The organism is Novosphingobium sp. AP12 (assembly GCF_000281975.1).
Classification (GTDB): Bacteria; Pseudomonadota; Alphaproteobacteria; order Sphingomonadales; family Sphingomonadaceae; genus Novosphingobium.
On the sequence record NZ_AKKE01000028.1, the window covers coordinates 15675 to 32068 of the forward strand.

At 69.9% G+C, this 16394-nt stretch carries 19 protein-coding genes; 15 read left to right on the forward strand and 4 right to left on the reverse strand.

Annotation, left to right across the window (positions count from 1 at the left end):
- The first annotated feature begins 128 nt into the window (after nucleotides 1-128).
- The 10 genes from PMI02_RS05675 (at nucleotide 129) to PMI02_RS05720 (ending at nucleotide 9257) form a co-directional block, all read left to right on the forward strand.
- On the forward strand, nucleotides 129-1418 hold the full coding sequence (locus PMI02_RS05675) for a glutamate-5-semialdehyde dehydrogenase (protein WP_007679999.1): 1290 nt from the start codon (nucleotides 129-131) through the stop codon (nucleotides 1416-1418).
- Nucleotides 1419-1542: 124 nt separating this feature from the next.
- Complete coding sequence (locus PMI02_RS05680) at nucleotides 1543-2325, forward strand: nicotinate-nucleotide adenylyltransferase (protein ID WP_007680001.1); 783 nt, start codon at nucleotides 1543-1545, stop codon at nucleotides 2323-2325.
- Nucleotides 2326-2439: 114 nt separating this feature from the next.
- A complete protein-coding gene (rsfS, locus tag PMI02_RS05685; RefSeq protein WP_007680003.1) occupies nucleotides 2440-2838 on the forward strand; it encodes a ribosome silencing factor in 399 nt (132 codons plus the stop codon).
- A gap of 101 nt (nucleotides 2839-2939) precedes the next feature.
- Nucleotides 2940-3365, forward strand: coding sequence for a 23S rRNA (pseudouridine(1915)-N(3))-methyltransferase RlmH (locus PMI02_RS05690; RefSeq protein ID WP_007680005.1), 426 nt, complete (start codon nucleotides 2940-2942; stop codon nucleotides 3363-3365).
- 78 nt (nucleotides 3366-3443) lie between these two features.
- Nucleotides 3444-4679, forward strand: a complete 1236-nt coding sequence (locus PMI02_RS05695) for a murein hydrolase activator EnvC (protein WP_007680008.1) — start codon at nucleotides 3444-3446, stop codon at nucleotides 4677-4679.
- Nucleotides 4680-5042: 363 nt separating this feature from the next.
- Complete coding sequence (locus tag PMI02_RS05700) at nucleotides 5043-6416, forward strand: S41 family peptidase (protein ID WP_007680011.1); 1374 nt, start codon at nucleotides 5043-5045, stop codon at nucleotides 6414-6416.
- 14 nt (nucleotides 6417-6430) lie between these two features.
- Nucleotides 6431-6919 (forward strand): disulfide bond formation protein B, encoded by a 489-nt coding sequence (locus PMI02_RS05705; RefSeq protein WP_007680013.1) that lies wholly within the window; start codon nucleotides 6431-6433, stop codon nucleotides 6917-6919.
- Complete coding sequence (locus PMI02_RS05710; RefSeq protein ID WP_007680015.1) at nucleotides 6916-7437, forward strand: demethoxyubiquinone hydroxylase family protein; 522 nt, start codon at nucleotides 6916-6918, stop codon at nucleotides 7435-7437. Before PMI02_RS05705 ends, PMI02_RS05710 begins: the two co-directional genes overlap by 4 nt.
- 147 nt (nucleotides 7438-7584) lie before the next feature.
- The gene (locus PMI02_RS05715; RefSeq protein WP_007680017.1) at nucleotides 7585-8160 is read left to right on the forward strand and encodes a hypothetical protein; all 576 of its coding nucleotides are present in this window, start codon (nucleotides 7585-7587) and stop codon (nucleotides 8158-8160) included.
- Between the two features lie 242 nt (nucleotides 8161-8402).
- Nucleotides 8403-9257, forward strand: a complete 855-nt coding sequence (locus tag PMI02_RS05720) for a sulfite exporter TauE/SafE family protein (RefSeq protein ID WP_007680019.1) — start codon at nucleotides 8403-8405, stop codon at nucleotides 9255-9257.
- 67 nt (nucleotides 9258-9324) lie between these two features.
- Here PMI02_RS05720 and fabI read toward each other — a convergent pair whose 3' ends face one another.
- From fabI to PMI02_RS05735, 3 genes are read right to left on the reverse strand one after another with little or no spacing between them, the layout of a single operon-like run.
- The gene (fabI, locus tag PMI02_RS05725) at nucleotides 9325-10128 is read right to left on the reverse strand and encodes an enoyl-ACP reductase FabI (protein WP_007680021.1); all 804 of its coding nucleotides are present in this window, start codon (nucleotides 10126-10128) and stop codon (nucleotides 9325-9327) included.
- The gene (locus tag PMI02_RS05730) at nucleotides 10125-11141 is read right to left on the reverse strand and encodes a YihY/virulence factor BrkB family protein (protein WP_238538993.1); all 1017 of its coding nucleotides are present in this window, start codon (nucleotides 11139-11141) and stop codon (nucleotides 10125-10127) included. The genes fabI and PMI02_RS05730 overlap by 4 nt, the downstream gene beginning before the upstream one ends.
- Complete coding sequence (locus PMI02_RS05735; protein WP_007680031.1) at nucleotides 11131-12111, reverse strand: DnaJ C-terminal domain-containing protein; 981 nt, start codon at nucleotides 12109-12111, stop codon at nucleotides 11131-11133. Before PMI02_RS05735 ends, PMI02_RS05730 begins: the two co-directional genes overlap by 11 nt.
- A 174-nt stretch (nucleotides 12112-12285) precedes the next feature.
- Between PMI02_RS05735 and pdxH the strand changes: the two genes are divergently transcribed.
- Together pdxH and PMI02_RS05745 are read left to right on the forward strand one after the other, a co-directional pair.
- The gene (pdxH, locus tag PMI02_RS05740; protein WP_036502498.1) at nucleotides 12286-12894 is read left to right on the forward strand and encodes a pyridoxamine 5'-phosphate oxidase; all 609 of its coding nucleotides are present in this window, start codon (nucleotides 12286-12288) and stop codon (nucleotides 12892-12894) included.
- The gene (locus PMI02_RS05745; protein WP_007680036.1) at nucleotides 12891-13832 is read left to right on the forward strand and encodes a cation diffusion facilitator family transporter; all 942 of its coding nucleotides are present in this window, start codon (nucleotides 12891-12893) and stop codon (nucleotides 13830-13832) included. The genes pdxH and PMI02_RS05745 overlap by 4 nt, the downstream gene beginning before the upstream one ends.
- Nucleotides 13833-13843: 11 nt before the next feature.
- Here PMI02_RS05745 and PMI02_RS05750 read toward each other — a convergent pair whose 3' ends face one another.
- Nucleotides 13844-14311 (reverse strand): hypothetical protein, encoded by a 468-nt coding sequence (locus tag PMI02_RS05750; RefSeq protein WP_007680037.1) that lies wholly within the window; start codon nucleotides 14309-14311, stop codon nucleotides 13844-13846.
- Between the two features lie 139 nt (nucleotides 14312-14450).
- On the opposite strand from PMI02_RS05750, the gene PMI02_RS05755 reads away from it, so the two are divergent.
- Genes PMI02_RS05755 through PMI02_RS05765 form a run of 3 tightly spaced genes read left to right on the forward strand, consistent with a single transcriptional unit; the run spans nucleotide 14451 to nucleotide 16384 of the window.
- Entirely contained in the window at nucleotides 14451-15449 is a 999-nt protein-coding gene (locus tag PMI02_RS05755) for an adenosine kinase (RefSeq protein WP_007680039.1), read from the forward strand.
- Between the two features lie 21 nt (nucleotides 15450-15470).
- Nucleotides 15471-15977 carry a hypothetical protein gene (locus tag PMI02_RS05760; protein WP_007680041.1) on the forward strand — a complete coding sequence of 169 codons (507 nt, stop codon included), beginning with the start codon at nucleotides 15471-15473 and terminating at the stop codon, nucleotides 15975-15977.
- Nucleotides 15974-16384 (forward strand): hypothetical protein, encoded by a 411-nt coding sequence (locus tag PMI02_RS05765; RefSeq protein ID WP_238538994.1) that lies wholly within the window; start codon nucleotides 15974-15976, stop codon nucleotides 16382-16384. The genes PMI02_RS05760 and PMI02_RS05765 overlap by 4 nt, the downstream gene beginning before the upstream one ends.
- The last annotated feature ends 10 nt before the right edge of the window (nucleotides 16385-16394 follow it).

A 16394-nucleotide genomic window follows, 5' to 3' on the forward strand; every position in this document is an offset into this window, starting at 1 on the left:
CGCACTGGATGCCGACGATGTGAAGGAGCCTGCGCGAAGGTAGCAGCGCTGGGCGATGTAGGAAAATGCCCGTCGCCGCGCCCTTCGCGATCGGTGACAACCGGGCGCGGCAGTGCTAGCCGGAGGGCATGAACCTCGAGACCACCCTGACCGCCGATCCCAACGTGCTTTCGCCCGAAGCGCTGGTCGAGCAGCTCGCGCGTGACGGCCGCGCCGCCCAGCGCGTGCTTGCCTGGCTGGGCGACGGGCAGAAGGCCGATGCCTTGCGCGCCGCCGCTGCCGCGCTGCGCGAGGCGCAAGCCGACATCCTCGCCGCCAACGCGCAGGACATCGCGGCGGGCGAGGCGAAGGGCCTGACGGCCGCGCTGCTCGACCGGCTGCGGCTCGACGAGGGGCGCCTCGCCGGTATCGCCGACGCCCTCGAGCAGGTCGCGGCGCTGCCCGATCCGGTGGGCGAGGTGATCTCCGCCAGCGAGCGGCCCAACGGCCTCAAGCTGTCTCGCGTCCGCGTGCCGATCGGCCTCATCGGCATCATCTACGAAAGCCGCCCCAACGTCACCGCCGACGCCGCCGCGCTGTGCCTGCGCTCGGGCAATGCCGTGCTGCTGCGCGGCGGAACCGAGGCGCTCCATTCCAACCGCGCGATCCGCGCCGCCCTGGCCGCCGGGCTCGAGAGCGTGGGTATCCCCGCCGCCGCGATTCAGCTGGTGCCGACGCAGGACCGCGCCGTCGTCGGCGCGATGCTGACCGCCGCCGGGCTGATCGACATGATCGTCCCGCGCGGGGGCAAGAGCCTCGTCGCCCGGGTCCAGGCCGATGCGCGCGTTCCCGTGCTCGCCCACCTCGACGGCATCTGCCACACCTACATCCACGCCGCCGCCGAGCCGGAGATGGCGCGCAAGCTCGCGCTCAACGCCAAGATGCGGCGCACCGGCATCTGCGGGGCGATGGAGACGCTGCTGCTCGACGCGCTGTTCCCCGAGAGCGAGGCGGTGGTCGCGGGCCTGCTCGATGCGGGCTGCGAACTGCGCGGCGATGCCCGCGCCCAGGCGCTCGACCCGCGTATCGTACCCGCCGCTGACGAAGACTGGGACACCGAATACCTCGACGCCGTGCTTGCGGTCGCCGTGGTGGACGGGATCGAGCCCGCCATCGCCCACATCGCCGCGCACTCCTCGCACCACACCGACGCCATCGTCACCGACGACGCGGAGGCCGCCGAGCGCTTCCTCGACGAGGTCGACAGCGCCATCGTCATGGTCAATGCCTCGAGCCAGTTCGCGGATGGCGGCGAGTTCGGCCTCGGCGCCGAGATCGGGATCGCCACCGGCCGCCTACACGCCCGCGGCCCCGTCGCGCTCGAGGGGCTGACCACCTACAAGTGGCAGGTGCGCGGCACGGGGCAGGCGCGTCCCTGATTCTCCGGATGGTTCACGCGGAGGCGCCGAGGCGCGGAGTAGGAGAAGGGGTGTTCGCGCAAAGGCGCAAAGGCGCGAAGGTGTCGTGCTTGCGGCGAAGCCGCCTTCCATCTCGGCGTTGCGGATGGCGCAGCACCTGCTCCTGCAAAAAAGCCTGCGGCGCGAAGCGACCTCTTCGCGCCTTTGCGCCTTTGCGCGAACCCGAATCCCTTTCTCCTCCGCGCCTTGGCGCCTCCGCGTGACAAAAACCTTCCCCTCCCGCCCCGGCCCGTTCACCGGCCTGCTCGGCGGCAGCTTCAATCCGGCCCATGGCGGACACCGGCGAATCACCCTGTTCGCGATCGACGCGCTCGGCCTCGACGAGGCGTGGTGGCTGGTTTCGCCGGGCAATCCGCTGAAGCCCGCCAAGGGCATGGCGCCGCTCGGCGCGCGGCTCGAATCGGCGCGGCGTCAGGCCCGGCGTTCGCGGATCCGTCCCACCGCGATCGAGCGCGAACTGGGTACGCGCTTCACCGTGGATACCCTGAAGGCGCTGCTGCGGCGCTACCCGAAACGGCGCTTCGTGTGGCTCATGGGGGCCGACAATCTCGCCCAGTTGCACCGCTGGAAAGACTGGCGGACCATCGCCCGACTCATGCCGATTGCGGTAATCGCCCGTCCGGGGTATGATGGCGCTGCCCTCGCGAGCCCCGCGATGGCCTGGCTAGGGCGCTACCGGAAGCCCATGACCAGCCTTCGCGACCCGGAAAGGTGGAGCGCACCCGCGCTAGTGACATTGCGATTCGACCCCGATACGCGGTCGGCAACGGCGATACGCCAGGCCGATCCGGACTGGGCACGAAGGTCTGGAACCGGACTTTCGCGGGATGCAGTCACGCACCGCACCATTCCGGGTATGGCAGAGTGAGTGGCTTCGTGCCCCTTCTCCTGCACTACCGGCAACCAAAGAAAACGATCGATCGTGGCACGGCGGTTTCCGCCGGGTTCGGTCGATCCCTGAAAGGAGCAGACACCAACTAAAATGCCACAGGCACAGATACAGCCGGCCTCCACCGGCGCCACCCCCCCGCCTACGATCCAGAGCGACGATCCGCTGCTGGCCCTCGTCCTCGGTTCGCTGGACGATGACCAGGTGCAGGACCTCGTCACCATCGATCTCGAAGGCAAATCCAGCATCGCCGACTTCATGGTGATCGGCTCGGGCCGTTCGACCCGCCAGGTCGCGGCCATGGCGCAGAAGCTCGGCGAGCGCCTCAAGCAGGGCGGCCACGGCAGCCCCCGCATCGAGGGTCTTCCGGCAGCCGACTGGGTTCTGGTCGACGCGGGCAGCGTGGTCATTCACCTGTTCCGACCCGAAGTGCGCAGCTTCTACAACCTGGAAAGGATGTGGGGCTTCGACGGACCGTCCGGGGCGGCCTGACGGCCTTCGCCGCGGCGAGAGGATGAGCCCCGGTCGCCACGAGTGACCGGGCCCCTTGCGAAAGGACAAGCGCCGGGACCCGATCCCGGTGGCGCCCGACAATGCTGCTTCACATCATCGCCCGCGGCAAGATCGCCCGCTCGCCCGAGGCCGACCTGCTCGACCGCTATGCGAAGCGCATCGCCTGGCCCTTCCGCCACAGCGAACTTCCCGACGTGGGCGGCAAGGTCCCGCCCCCCAGCCAGACCCCCAGCCGCGACGTCCTCCTCGACGAGCGCGGCAAGACCATGAGTTCCGAGGAATTCGCCGCATTGCTCGGCCGCTGGCGGGACGAGGGCGTGCGCGAATGCCGCTTCCTCATCGGCGCCGCCGACGGCCACGGCGACGAGGCGCGTACCCGCGCCGACCATCTGCTGTGCTTCGGCCGGATGACCTGGCCCCACCTGATGGCCCGCGCCATGCTCGCCGAACAGTTGTGGCGGGCGACCGCGATCCTCGCCGGACATCCCTACCACCGCTCGGGGTGAGCGCCGCAGGCAGCACGCGTCCCCTGGCCGCCGCACTTCCCTCTTCCCGGCCCCCGCGCGCTCGCCTAGTAACCCCGCGTGAAGCCTGTCTCCCGTTCCCTGCTGGTCGTTGCCGCATTTGGCGGAGCCGCGCTTGCCACGCAGGCGATGACGCAGGGCGGCGCCTTGGCGGTGCTCGACCCGGCCGTCGACGCGCGGCGGGCACAGGCCGACATGCGCGCCGCGCAGGCCGAGGGTGTGGCGGCGCGAAAGCGGGCCGAGACGCTCGAGCAGCGCGCGCGGGCCGTCACCCGTCAGGCCGAAAGCACCGCGCGCGAGGCTGCTGCCGTCGCCGCGCGCATCCAGGAAACCGAGGCCGCCATCGCCGCGCAGCAGGCGCAGATGCGGCTGATCGCCTCGCAGCGTGCCAGCTTGCGCGCCCAGCTGGCCGAGCGGCAGGGGCCGCTCGCGCGGCTGACCGGCTCTCTCCAGCGGCTCTCGCGCCGGCCGCCGCTGCTGGCCCTGCTGCGGCCGGGCTCGGTTCGCGACGCGGTCTACCTGCGCGCGATGCTCGACACGATGCTGCCCGAGGTCGAGAAGCGCACTGCCGGTCTTCGCGCCGCGATCGAGCGGGGCCGCGCACTCGAAGGACAGGCCCGCGCGGCCGCCGCCGGGCTGGCGAGCGCGCAGGCGCAGATGCAGGCACGGCGGCGGCAGCTGGCGATGCTCGAATCGCGCCAGCGCCTCGCCGGGCGCGAGGCCGACGGCATCGCCGCGCGCGAAGGCGACCGGGCCCTGGCGCTCGCGGAAAAGGCGCGCGACCTTGGCGACCTGGTCGAGGAAGTCGGCCGCCAGGGCCAGCTGCGCGCGCAGCTCGCCGCGCTGCCGGGGCCGATCATGCGCCCGGCCCGGCCCGAGGATGCGCGCGTCGCCGATGCCTCGCAGTTCGTGCCGCCGCCCGAGGGGCTGTCCACCTACCTGCTGCCGGTGACGGGGCGGCTGGTGACCGGCTTCGGCGAGGATGCGCCGGGCCAGGCGCGCTCGGCCGGGCTGGTGCTGGGCCCGCGCGCGCTGGCCCAGGCGGTGGCACCGGCGCCGGGACGGGTAGCTTTCGCCGGGCCCTATCGCGGCTACCAGAACATCGTCATCGTCGAGCATCAGGGCGGCTGGACCTCGCTCGTCACCGGCCTCGCGCGGCTGGACGTGGCGGTGGGGGAGACGGTGGTGGCCGGCTCGCCGATCGGCACTGCCGGGCCGGGAGCGCCGCGCGTGATGGTCGAGCTGTGGCGCGGCGGGGTGGCGGTCAACCCGCTGGCGTACATCCGTTCGTTGTAGATCGGTTTCACGCGGGAGCGCGGATAAGAACAAGGGATACGGTCACGCAGAGACGCAGGGACGCAGAGGGGCAGCGCTTTCGGCGAAGCCGCTTTTCGCTCCTCGATGGCGCCTGCCGCAGCGCCGAATGGCACCAGGGCCTGCGGCGTCACTCGACATCTCTGCGCCTCTGCGTCTCTGCGTGAACCCGCTCTTCTCTTCTCCGCGTCTCCGCGTGAACAGGGGGCTGCGCATTCACCCACTGTCTCCCATATGGAGCCAAACCCCGTCCGTTCCGCTGGCGTTCACCGCAATCGGACGATAGGATGACACAAACCCCGTTCGGCCACGTCGCCGGATGACCTGAAAGAGGCACATCGCCCGATGAAGATCGCTCCGTTCCTGCGCGCCGCGCTGCTCGTTTCCGCCGTGGCGGTGCTGCCCGTCGCGACCTCGGGGCTGGCGGCGGTCGATACCCGCGCCGCCCACGAATTCGACAAGCTGTTCACGATCTACCAGATCGTGAAGGAGAACTACGTCGACCAGGTGGACGACGACAAGCTGCTCAAGGGCGCGATCGACGGCATGCTCGCCAGCCTCGACCCCCATTCGAACTACCTCGACGGCCCCTCGCTGCAGCGGCTCGAGACGATGATCGACGGCAAGTACACGGGCCTGGGTCTCTCGGTGATCGAGGACGAAGGCGCGGTGAAGATCATCTCGCCGTTCAAGGGCAGCCCGGCCGAGAAGGCGGGCCTCAAGGCGGGCGACTACATCACCCACCTCGACGGCGTGCTCTATTACGAGCGCGACCTGGACGAAGCCGTGTCCAAGATGCGCGGCGCGGCGGGCACCTCGATCCGCCTGACGATCTTCCGCCAGGGCCGCGACGCCCCGTTCGACGTCACCGTGACGCGCGGCGTGATCGAGCTGGAACCGGTGACTTCGGAGCTGAAGGACAATGTCGGCGTGATCTCGGTGAACGAGTTCTCGCGCGATGTCGGCAACGACGTGAACACCGCGCTGTCCGATCTCAAGAAGCAGGCCGCGCTCAAGGGCGGCAAGCTGGCGGGCCTCGTGCTCGACCTGCGCTCGAACCCCGGCGGCTCGCTCGACGAGGCGGTGGCGCTGTCCGACCTGTTCCTCGAAAAGGGGGACATCGTCTCGCAGCGCGGCCGCAACGCGGCGGAGAACCAGTTCTACCGCGCCGAATCGATGTTCAAGGGCGATGCCGCCAAGGGCCTCCCGGTGGTCGTGCTGGTCGACGCGGGCTCCGCCTCGGCTTCCGAGATCGTCGCGGGCGCGCTGCAGGACCAGCACCGCGCGGTGATCATGGGCGAGCGCACCTTCGGCAAGGGCTCGGTCCAGACCTTCCTCCCGCTCGACAACGACAGCGCGGTGAAGCTGACCACGGCGCGCTACTTCACCCCTTCGGGCCATTCGGTGCAGGAGGGCGGCATCGTCCCCGACATCAAGGTGCCGCAGCTGTCCGACCCCGATGCCCGCGCGCGGGCCGAGCGCGCGGTGCGCGAGTCCGACCTGCGCGGCCACCTCATCAACGAGGCATCGCTGAAGGACAAGGACCTCGAGACCGACAAGATGGACGATCCGCGCTTCAAGGTAACGGCCGCGGAACTTGAAAAGCAGGGCATCAAGGACTTCCAGCTGAACTACGCGATCACGACGCTGCAGCGCACGGCGGGCAAGCCGGCGCTGGCTGCCGCCGCCAAGCCCGCCGCCGCGCCGGCCAAGCGCTGACGGCAGGCGAGCACATGGCCGTTCCCATCGCCGCTCCGGTGCGCGCCGCCCGCTGGCTCGCGCTTGCCGTCCCGGTCTGCCTGCTGGGCGGGGCGCTGGTGAGCCAGTACGTCTTCGGTCTACACCCTTGCGAGATGTGCTGGTGGCAGCGCTACCCGCACATGCTGGCGATCCCGCTGGCGGCGCTGGCGTTCTTCTGGCGGCCGGTGCGCCCGCTCGTCGCCGTGGCGGCGCTGGCGGTGCTCGCCTCCGGGCTGATCGGCGGCTTCCACGCCGGGGTCGAATACCACTGGTGGGAAGGCGTCACCGCCTGCACCGCCAGCCCGATGGCGGGCGGCGGCGACCCGCTCGACGCGATCATGAACGCGCCGGTGATCCGCTGCGACGTGGCGCCCTGGGATCTGCTGGGTGTCTCGCTGGCGGGCTGGAACTTCCTGTTCTCGACCGCAGCGGCACTGGCCATTTTCGGCCTGATCGCGACTTCTGAAAAGGCCCGGCCATGAGTGAAGTTTCCAGGCGCAGCGAGCGGATGCTGCGGGTCGACCAGGCGGGCGAGTACGGTGCGACGCGCATCTATGCCGGCCAGCTCGCGGTGATGGGCACGCGCGCGCCGCACGCCACCGAGATTGCCGGCATGGCCGCGCAGGAGGCGGATCACAGGGCCCGCTTCGATGCCATGATCGCCGAGCGCCGCGTGCGCCCGACGCTGCTCCAGCCGGTGTGGTCGGTCGCAGGCTATGCGCTGGGCGCGGCGACGGCGCTGATCGGCCCGAAGGCGGCGATGGCCTGCACCGCCGCGATCGAGACCGAGATCGAGCGTCACTATACCCAGCAGGTCGACGAACTCGGCACCGACGATCCCGAGCTGTCCGAGGTGATCCGCGAATTCCGCGACGACGAGCGCGAGCACCGCGATGCCGCGCTGGCGGCGGGCGCGGAGCAGGCGCCGGCCTATCCGCTGCTGTTCCACGCGATCCGCATGGGCTGCCGGGTGGCGATCAAGCTTTCCGAGCGCATCTAGGGGCAACTCCCGAGGGGCCGTTCCCGGAACGATTTCGCCCGCCGGCGGGTTTGTTTGGAATGCGGCCGGCTTAAGCTATCGTTCAAGCCGGGACGGTCCTATATCGGGGCCATACCTTGCCGCTACCGACGCATTGGAGCCCCCGCGATGACCCGCCTCCTGACTTCCGCCGCCCTGGCCGCCCTGATGCTGACGGCCGCGCCCGCCATGGCGCAGGATGACGCGGCTCTCGATTCCCGGGGCGAGAAGGTCAACCAGCTCATCGTCTACGGTGAAGATTCCTGCCCGGCCTCGGCCCCCGGCGAGATCACCGTCTGCGCGCGCAAGCCGGAGGAGGAGCGCTACCGCATCCCCCTGCCGCTGCGCGGGATCGACCAGCCGCAGGCCGAAGCCTGGTCCAACAAGGTGCAGGCCTACGAAACGGTCGGCGCCTTCGGTTCGCTCAGCTGCTCCCCGGTCGGGGCGGGCGGATCGCTGGGGTGCACGCAGCAGTTGATCGACAAGGCTTATGCCGATCGGGACAATGGCAGCGAAATCCGCTTCGGCGAACTGATCGCCGCCGAACGCGAGAAGCGCCTCTCCACCATCGATGCCGACGCCGCCGAGCAGCAGGGCCGCGTCGAGGAAGCCGAAAAGGCCTACTTCGAGCAGCGCCAGCGCCAGGAAGCGGAACAGGATGCGGCGGAAGCCGCGGGCAAGGCGCCGCTGCCCAAGGTCCAGTAAGCCGTACTTCACCCCGGCCCGGCCGGGGAGGACGGCGGTCGCCGGCTCCTTGGCCCAAGGCGGGCTTCCTGCCCTGAAACCGGAACGCACTTGTCCGCATCCCGCAAATCGGGTCAGACGACGCCCGTGAGGGGTTCCGCAGCATCAACGCCGACGCCGTGCGGGCCGGGTTTCCGGTCGGCGCGGCCGTGCGCCGCGAGCCTTCGCATCAATCTCCAGACTGAAGGAAAGCGGGTGCGCGGATGGGCGTGACGGAGTCGATCGACGTGTTCCACGCCATCGCGGGCCTGCTGGTCGGCACGCTGGTAGGGCTGACCGGAGTGGGCGGCGGCTCGCTGATGACGCCGCTGCTGGTGCTGATGTTCGGCGTCAGCGCCAAGACCGCGGTGGGCACCGACCTGCTGTTCGCCGCCATCACCAAGATCGCGGGCTCTGCCGTCCACGGATCTCGCGAGACGGTGGAGTGGCCGATCGTGCGCCGCCTCGCCATCGGCAGCATCCCGGCTGCCCTGCTGACGCTGGCGGTGCTGGCGAGCATCGGCAAGGTCGGGCAGTCCGCCGAGCATGTGATCCTGGTCTCGCTCGCCTGCCTGCTGGCGCTGACCGCGCTGGCGGTGATCGGGCGCAAGTGGCTGTTCCGCCATGCTCGGGACTTCGACGGCGTCCGCTCCCCCGGCCGCGTGACCGGCGCCACCGTGGCGCTGGGCGCGCTGATCGGGGCGGCGGTGTCGATGTCCTCGGTGGGCGCGGGCGCGATCGGGGTGACAGTGCTGCTGATGCTCTACCCGCGTCTGCAGATGGCACGCATCGTCGGCTCGGACATCGCGCACGCCGTGCCGCTGGCGCTGATCGCGGGCACGGGGCACTGGATCATGGGCGATGTCGACGGACGGCTGCTGACCAACCTGCTGATCGGCTCCATCCCGGGCGTGGTGGTGGGCAGCTACCTGTCCTCGCATGCGCCCGACCGGGTGCTGCAGCCGCTGCTGGCGGGGGTGCTGGCGCTGTCGTCGTGGCAGCTTTTCGTGAAGGCCTATACGCCGGAGAAGGCGAAGGTCGAAGTCATCGCCCCGGCCAGGGCAGCGGAGCGGCGCTGACGGGGAAAGAGGAACACGAAAGGGCCGGGAATCACCCCGGCCCTTCGTCTTTCCAGCCCCTATGCGCTCAGGCGAGCGCGATGTCGGGGGCGTCTTCCTGCTTCATGCCGACGACGTGATAGCCGCAGTCGACGTGGTGGGTTTCGCCCGTCACGCCCGACGACAGGTCGGACAGCAGGTAGAGCCCGGCGCCGCCGACGTCCTCGATCGTGACGTTGCGGCGCAGCGGCGAGTTCAGTTCGTTCCACTTGAGGATATAGCGGAAGTCGCCGATGCCGCTGGCGGCGAGCGTCTTGATCGGGCCGGCGGAGATGCCGTTGACGCGGATGCCCTGCGGCCCCAGGTCGTTGGCGAGGTACTTCACCGAGGCCTCGAGAGCGGCCTTGGCCACACCCATGACGTTGTAGTGAGGCACCACCTTTTCCGCGCCGTAGTAGGTGAGCGTCAGGATCGAGCCGCCCGCCGACATCATCGGCAGCGCCCGCTTGGTCACGGCCACGAGGCTGTAGGCCGAGATGTTCATCGTCATCAGGAAATTGTCGAGGCTGGTGTCGACGTATTTCCCGCGCAGTTCGTTCTTGTCGGAGAAGCCGATGGCGTGGACGACGAAGTCGATCGTCCCCCAGCGCTCCTCGATCTGCGCGAAGGCAGTGTCGAGGGCTTCCATGTTCGAGACGTCGCATTCGACGAGGAAATCGCTGCCCAGGCTCTCGGCCAGCGGCTTCACCCGCTTGGCAAGAGCTTCGCCCTGGTAGGAAAAGGCGAGCTCTGCGCCTTGTTCGTGCAGCTTTTTTGCGATTCCCCAGGCCAGCGACTTGTCATTTGCAAGGCCCATGATGAGGCCGCGTTTACCGTGCATCAGACCGGTCATTCGTTTCTTCCTGTACTTTCCTTGTCGTTCGACCCGGGGGTCGTGGCGGCGGGTCCGGGCGTGTCTGGCGCCTCGGGTGCCCCCGCGAGCGCCGCGTTGAGTTCGGCGCCTACCACCATCCCTAATCCCACAAGCCAGAAAAAGAAAAGCGCGATCATCACTCCAGCGAGGCTTCCGTACGTCAGATCGTACATGAAGAACGTCTGGAGGACCTTCGGAAGGGCGTAGGCGACCAGCAGCCACCATCCGGTGACGAGCGCGGCGCCCGGCCATTTGGGGTATCGGCGCTTCTGGTAGGCGGACGGAGTGAGCAGGTAGATCAGCATGTAGATCGAGCCGAACAGCGCGCCCGCGCTGATCGCGCCCGATATCGCGATCTGCTCCGACAGGTCGTCGAGGCGGGGGAACAGCACCGCGATGATCGCCTCGCTCGCCGAGATCAGCACCTGCGAGGACAACGAAACCAGCAGCAGCAGCACCGAGCCGAAGATGAGCCCGGTGGACACCAGCCGCGAGCGCCAGAAGCGCTGGCGCTTGGTGGTGTTGTAGGCGCGGTGGAGGATGTCGCGGATCGTCTCGACCAGGCTCGTCGCGGTCCAGAGGCCGAAGATGCCGCCGATCCACAGCAGGTGGCCATGGCGCGCGGCGGCGACATCGTGGGCGACGGGTCCGAGCACTTCGGCGACGCGCGGCGGGATGGCGCTCAAGACCGCGTCGATCGACGCGCCGAGCTGGTCCTGCTCGCCCAGCGCCGAGAAGATGGCGGCCAGCGCGATGAAGAAGGGGAACAGCGCCAGAAGCGTCATGTAGGCGAGGTTGCCGGCGTGGATGAACCCGTCGTCCCAGGTGCCGTTGACGACGCGCATGACGATGCGGAAGAACCGGGTGCCGGGGCCGGCCTTGCGCTTGATCCTGTGGCCCAGCCTCTCGTGATGACGAGCGGGGTCGTGGCCGGGTTGGCCGTCCGTCACGCCCGCCGGGAGGGCGGGCCGGGCCGGGGGATCAGATGCCAAGCTTGCCGCGCACGTCGCGGCCGTCGCTCCAGCCTTCCAGCCGCGCGGCGAGGTCGCGTCCTGCTTCGGAATCGGGTTCGGGCATGGCGATCTGCAGGGCGATCAGCTGGTCGCCGCGGGTGCCGTCCTTGCGGCTCATGCCGCGGCCCTTGAGGCGCAGCACCTTGCCCGAGCTGGCGCCCACGGGGACCGAGAGCATGACCGCGCCCGCCGGGGTGGGGGCCTTGACCTTGGCGCCGGAGAGAGCCTCGTCTAGCGTGATCGGCAGGTCGATGCGCAGGTCGTCGCCTTCCTGGCGGAAGAAGGGGTGCGGCTGTATCTGGATGGTGACGATGGCGTCCCCTGCGCCGCCGGGGCCGGCCTCGCCCTTGCCCGAGAGGCGCATCTGGGTGCCGTCCTCGAGCCCGGCGGGGAGCTTGAGGTCGATGGTCTTGCCGTCCGACAGCGTGATGCGCTGCGCCTTCAGCTCCGCCGCGTCGGTGAGCGGCACGGCGAGGCGGTAGCTGACGTTGGCGCCGCGCGGGGCCGCGCGTCCGCGTCCGCCCATGCCGCCCATGCCGCCGGCGGGACCGCCGCGCGCGCCGCCGCCGAAGATGCCGCCGAACAGGTCCTCGAGGTCGATGCCGTCCTCGCTGCCGCCGCCGAAGCCGCCGCCGAAACCGCGCTGGCCGCCCGCGCCGCCGAAGCCTCCGCCGCCGAAGCCGCCGCCCCCGAACCCGCCGCCGCCGCCGAAGGGACCGGCCGGGTTGCCGTCGGCGTCGATCTCGCCCCGGTCGAACTGGGCACGCTTCGCCTTGTCGGAAAGCAGGTCGTAGGCGCCGGTCACTTCGCTGAAGCGCTCGGCCGCCTTGGGGTTGTCCTGGTTCTTGTCGGGGTGGAGTTCCTTGGCGAGCTTGCGATAGGCGGACTTGATGTCCTTCTCGCTCGCGCCGCGCGGTACGCCCAGGGTGGTATAAGGGTCTGCTGCCATGATGACTGCCTAGCTAGGTCGCGACGCGCCTTTGGACAAGCGCAACGATGCGCCATCCCCCGGGTTGCCAGCAACTTGCGGCCCGTGCGATGGTTTCCTACGGCGCGGTGTCGGCTGACCCGGCCCGATATTCAAAGGCAGGCCATACCCGTGTCCACATCCTTCCCCTCCGACATCGACGCCGCCGAGGCCCGCGAGGTCATCCCGCACGGCGATCCCTTCGCGCTGTTCACGCAGTGGTACGAAGAGGCGCGCGGCGCAGAGCCCAACGATGCGAACGCCATGGCGCTCGCCACCGCGACGCCGGACGCGGTGCCCTCGGTGCGCATGGTGCTGCTCAAGGACCACGGCCCCGACGGCTTCGTGTTCTACACCAATGGCCACAGCCGCAAGGGCCGCGAGATCGCCGCCAATCCGCAGGTCGCCCTGCTGTTCCACTGGAAGAGCCTGCGCCGCCAGATCCGTATCGAGGGCCCGCTCTCCCCGGTGAGCGAGGCCGAGGCCGAAGCCTACTTCCACTCGCGCGCGCGCGATTCGCAGATCGGCGCGGTGGCCTCGGACCAGTCGGCCCCGCTCGATTCGCGCGAAACCTTCCTCAGCCGCTACGAGGAGGCCCGCGCCCGCTTCGACGATATGGAGGTGGAACGTCCCGCGCACTGGGGCGGCTGGCGCGTGCGCCCGCTCGCCATCGAGTTCTGGCACGACCGTCCCCACCGCCTCCACGAACGCCGCCGCTTCGAGCATGGCGCGAACGGCTGGGCCAGCACGCTGCTCTATCCGTGAGCCAACCTGACGCCAGCGCAGAGCGGGGCCAGCTCAACCGCAGCGCCGCGCTGGCGAGCATCGCGGCGGCCACCCTGCTGCTGGCGATCAAGGGTTACGCCGCGTGGACGACCGGCTCGACGGCGATGCTGGGCAGCCTTGCCGACACCGCGCTCGATCTCGTCGCCAGCGTGGCGACGCTGGTGGGCGTGTGGATCGCGGCGCAACCGGCGGACGACAAGCACCGCTTCGGCCACGGCAAGGCCGAGGCGATCGCCGCGCTGTTCCAGATCGTGCTCATCTCGATCTCGGCGCTGGGCATCGCTACGCGCGCGATCGAGCAGTTCGCCGCCGGAAACCGGGTCGAGGCGGCGGGCGAGGGCATCGGCGTCTCGGTCGCGGCGATCGTCGTCACTTTCGCGCTGATCGCCTGGCAGCGCCGGGTGATCCGCCGCACCGGCAGCCTCGCCATCGCCACCGACAGCGTCCACTACCAGTCCGACCTGCTGCTCAACGTGGCAGTGATCGCGGCGCTGGTGCTCGACCAGTACATCGGTTTCCGGCAGGCGGACCCGCTGTTCGGCCTCGCCATCGCCGGCTGGCTCGCCTGGGGCGCGTTCAGCGCGTCGGAGCAGGTGCTGGACCAGCTGATGGACCACGAATGGCCCGCCGAGAAGAAGCGCCGCTTCCTCGAAGTGCTGGCCACCAATCCCGACATCAGCGGCGTCCACGACCTGCGCACGCGCACCTCGGGCAGCCAGGACTTCGTGCAGTTCCACGTCTGGGTCGATGCCGACATGACCGTGCGCGATGCGCACCGGGTGATGGCCGACCTCGAGGCACGGCTGCGGGTCGACTTCCCCGACACCGAGATCCTCATCCACACCGATCCCGAGGGGCTGGTCGACGAGGCCGGAGCGGCAGGCAAGGATGTGCTCCCGCCGATCCGGGTCGGCTGAGCCCAGCGGGCCTATTTCCCCTTGAGCGCCGCGACGCAGGCGCCGCGGTCCACGTCCTGCCCATCCGACGAACGGCGCGCGTCGACGTAGCTGGCGTGGGGCTCCTTCGAGGTGGTGCTGGGGTAGAGGAACACGTCGAGCACGCAGGCGGTGCCGGTGAACTGCAGCTTGCGCGCATCGCCTTCCCACACGTCGAGGCGGGGCTCGCCGAACAGGCGGACGAGCTGGCCCTGGTTCGCGCCGATCACGCCTTCGAGGCCCGGTGCCATCTGTACCTGCGCATCGCGCGTGGGGGTGCGGGTGGGCTGGCGCACCGACGGCACGCCGGAAGTCCGCTTGGGCGGCTGGGGCGCGCTCGCCACGCCGCCGGTGGCGCCGCTGGTGCAGGCGGCCATCAGCAGCGCCAGCGAGGCGGCGGCAAGGGCGCCGCGAAGCGGTCGAACGAGGGAGCGGGTTCCGGCAGGGAGGATCGTCGTCATGGTCGGGCGGTGGCATTGCGCGCCGCCGGGGACGAGTCAACGCTCCTTCGTCCGGCCGGCGCTTGCCGAGCGGTGGTCCGCGCGCTAGTCGCGGTGACAATCGCTTTTCCCGCACATCACGCAAGGACTTCCACCCGACATGACGCAACCCAAGCTGGACGTCATCGCCATCGGCAATGCCATCATCGACGTCATCGGCAACTGCCAGGACAGCCTGATCGACGACCTCGGCCTGACCCACGGCGGCATGCAGCTGATCGACGCCGACCAGGCGCGCACCCTCTATGCCGCGATGGGCCCGGCCCGCGAAGTGTCGGGCGGATCGGCCGCCAACACGCTCGCCGGCCTCGCCGCGCTGGGCGCCCAGTGCGGCTTCGTCGGCCAGGTCGCCGCCGACCAGCTGGGCGAGGTCTTCACCCACGACATCCACGCCGCCGGCATCGAATTCTCGGTCCCCGCCCGCGCCGGGGAAACCCCCACCGCCCGCTGCCTGATCTTCGTCACCCCCGACGGCCAGCGCACGATGAACACCTTCCTCGGCGCCTCGCACCTGCTCTCGGCCGATATGGTGGACGAAGCGGCCATCGCGGATGCCGCCGTGCTCTACCTCGAAGGCTACCTGTGGGACCCGGTCGAGCCGCGCGCCGCGATGCGCAAGGCCATCGCGGCGGCCCGCGCCGCCGGCCGCAAGATCGCCTTCACGCCGTCCGAATCCTTCATCATCGACATGCACCGCCTCGACTTCCTCGAGCTGATCGAGGACGGCGCGATCGACCTGATGTTCTGCAACGAGCACGAGATGGCCTCGCTCACCGGCAAGCCCGGCTTCGAGGACGGGATCGCCCAGCTCGGCGCCAAGGTCGACGTGCTGGTCGTCACCAGGGGCGCCGAGGGCGCGGTGGCGCTGCAGGGCGGCGAGCGCGTGGAAGTGACCGCCGAGCCGATCGACCGGGTGGTCGACACCACCGGCGCGGGCGACCTCTTCGCCGCCGGCTTCCTCTACGGCCACGTGCGCGGCAAGAGCCTTGCGGATTCGCTGCGCATGGGCGCACTCTGCGCGAGCGAGATCATCTCGCACTACGGCGCACGGCCGGAATGCGACCTGGCCGACTTCGTCGAACAGCGCATGGGGCAATGATTTGACGAAAGGGACCACGGCTTGAGCTGTCCGGCGCTGATCGACTTCGAGGCGAGCTGCCTGCCCGAATATGGGCAGTCCTATCCGATCGAAGTCGCGGTGGCGCGCATCGACGGCTCGAGCCGGGCCTGGCTGATCCGCCCGGTCGAGGCATGGCGCTACTGGGACTGGTCGGACGAGGCCGAGGCGCTGCACGGCATCAGCCAGGACATGCTCGAGGCGGAGGGCCTGCCCCCCGCGCAGGTCCTCGCCGAGATGATCGAGTTCGTGCGAGACTGCAGCGTCTATGCCGATGCGGACCTCGATGAATACTGGCTGGAGGTCCTGTGCCAGGGGGTCGGCGTGAAGCTGCCGTTCCCGGTGCATTACCTCGGCGAGTTCTTCGTCGAACACGGCTTCACCCGCCCGCAGGTCGTCGCCGCACTGGAGGAGGCCAAGCGCCGCCTGCCCAAGGAACACCTCGCCCGCGAAGACGCCAAGCGGCTGGCTCTGGTGGTCCGGCTGCTGCTGGACGGCGAAGCGGCGTGACCACATTGCGCGATGCGACGATGGTGCGCATCCACGTTCCGGTCCGCGCCGAAACGCTCGCCGCGATGCTGACTGGCGATGCTGCCGCCGCCGACGGCGACCCGGTGCTCGCCGTAATGCTGGCTGTCATCCGCGAGGGCGGGGTGCTGGGCGACTTCGGCCTCTACACCGGCGTAGTCGAGATCGCGCCGGGCTGGGAATCCTTCCGCTCCGGCCCCGACGCCGCTCCCACGCTGGGCTCAGCGGGCGAGGCGAGCCTGTCGTCGACCGTGATCCTGACGACTTACGCGGTCTGCGGGCCCGACGATCCGGCGCTGCTGGCGATGGTGGGGCGCCTGCTCGCCGCGCATCCCTGGGAAGTGCCGGTCATCGAGGTTTCGCCGACGCGGCTGGCCTGGCGCGGCTGACCGGTCCCGT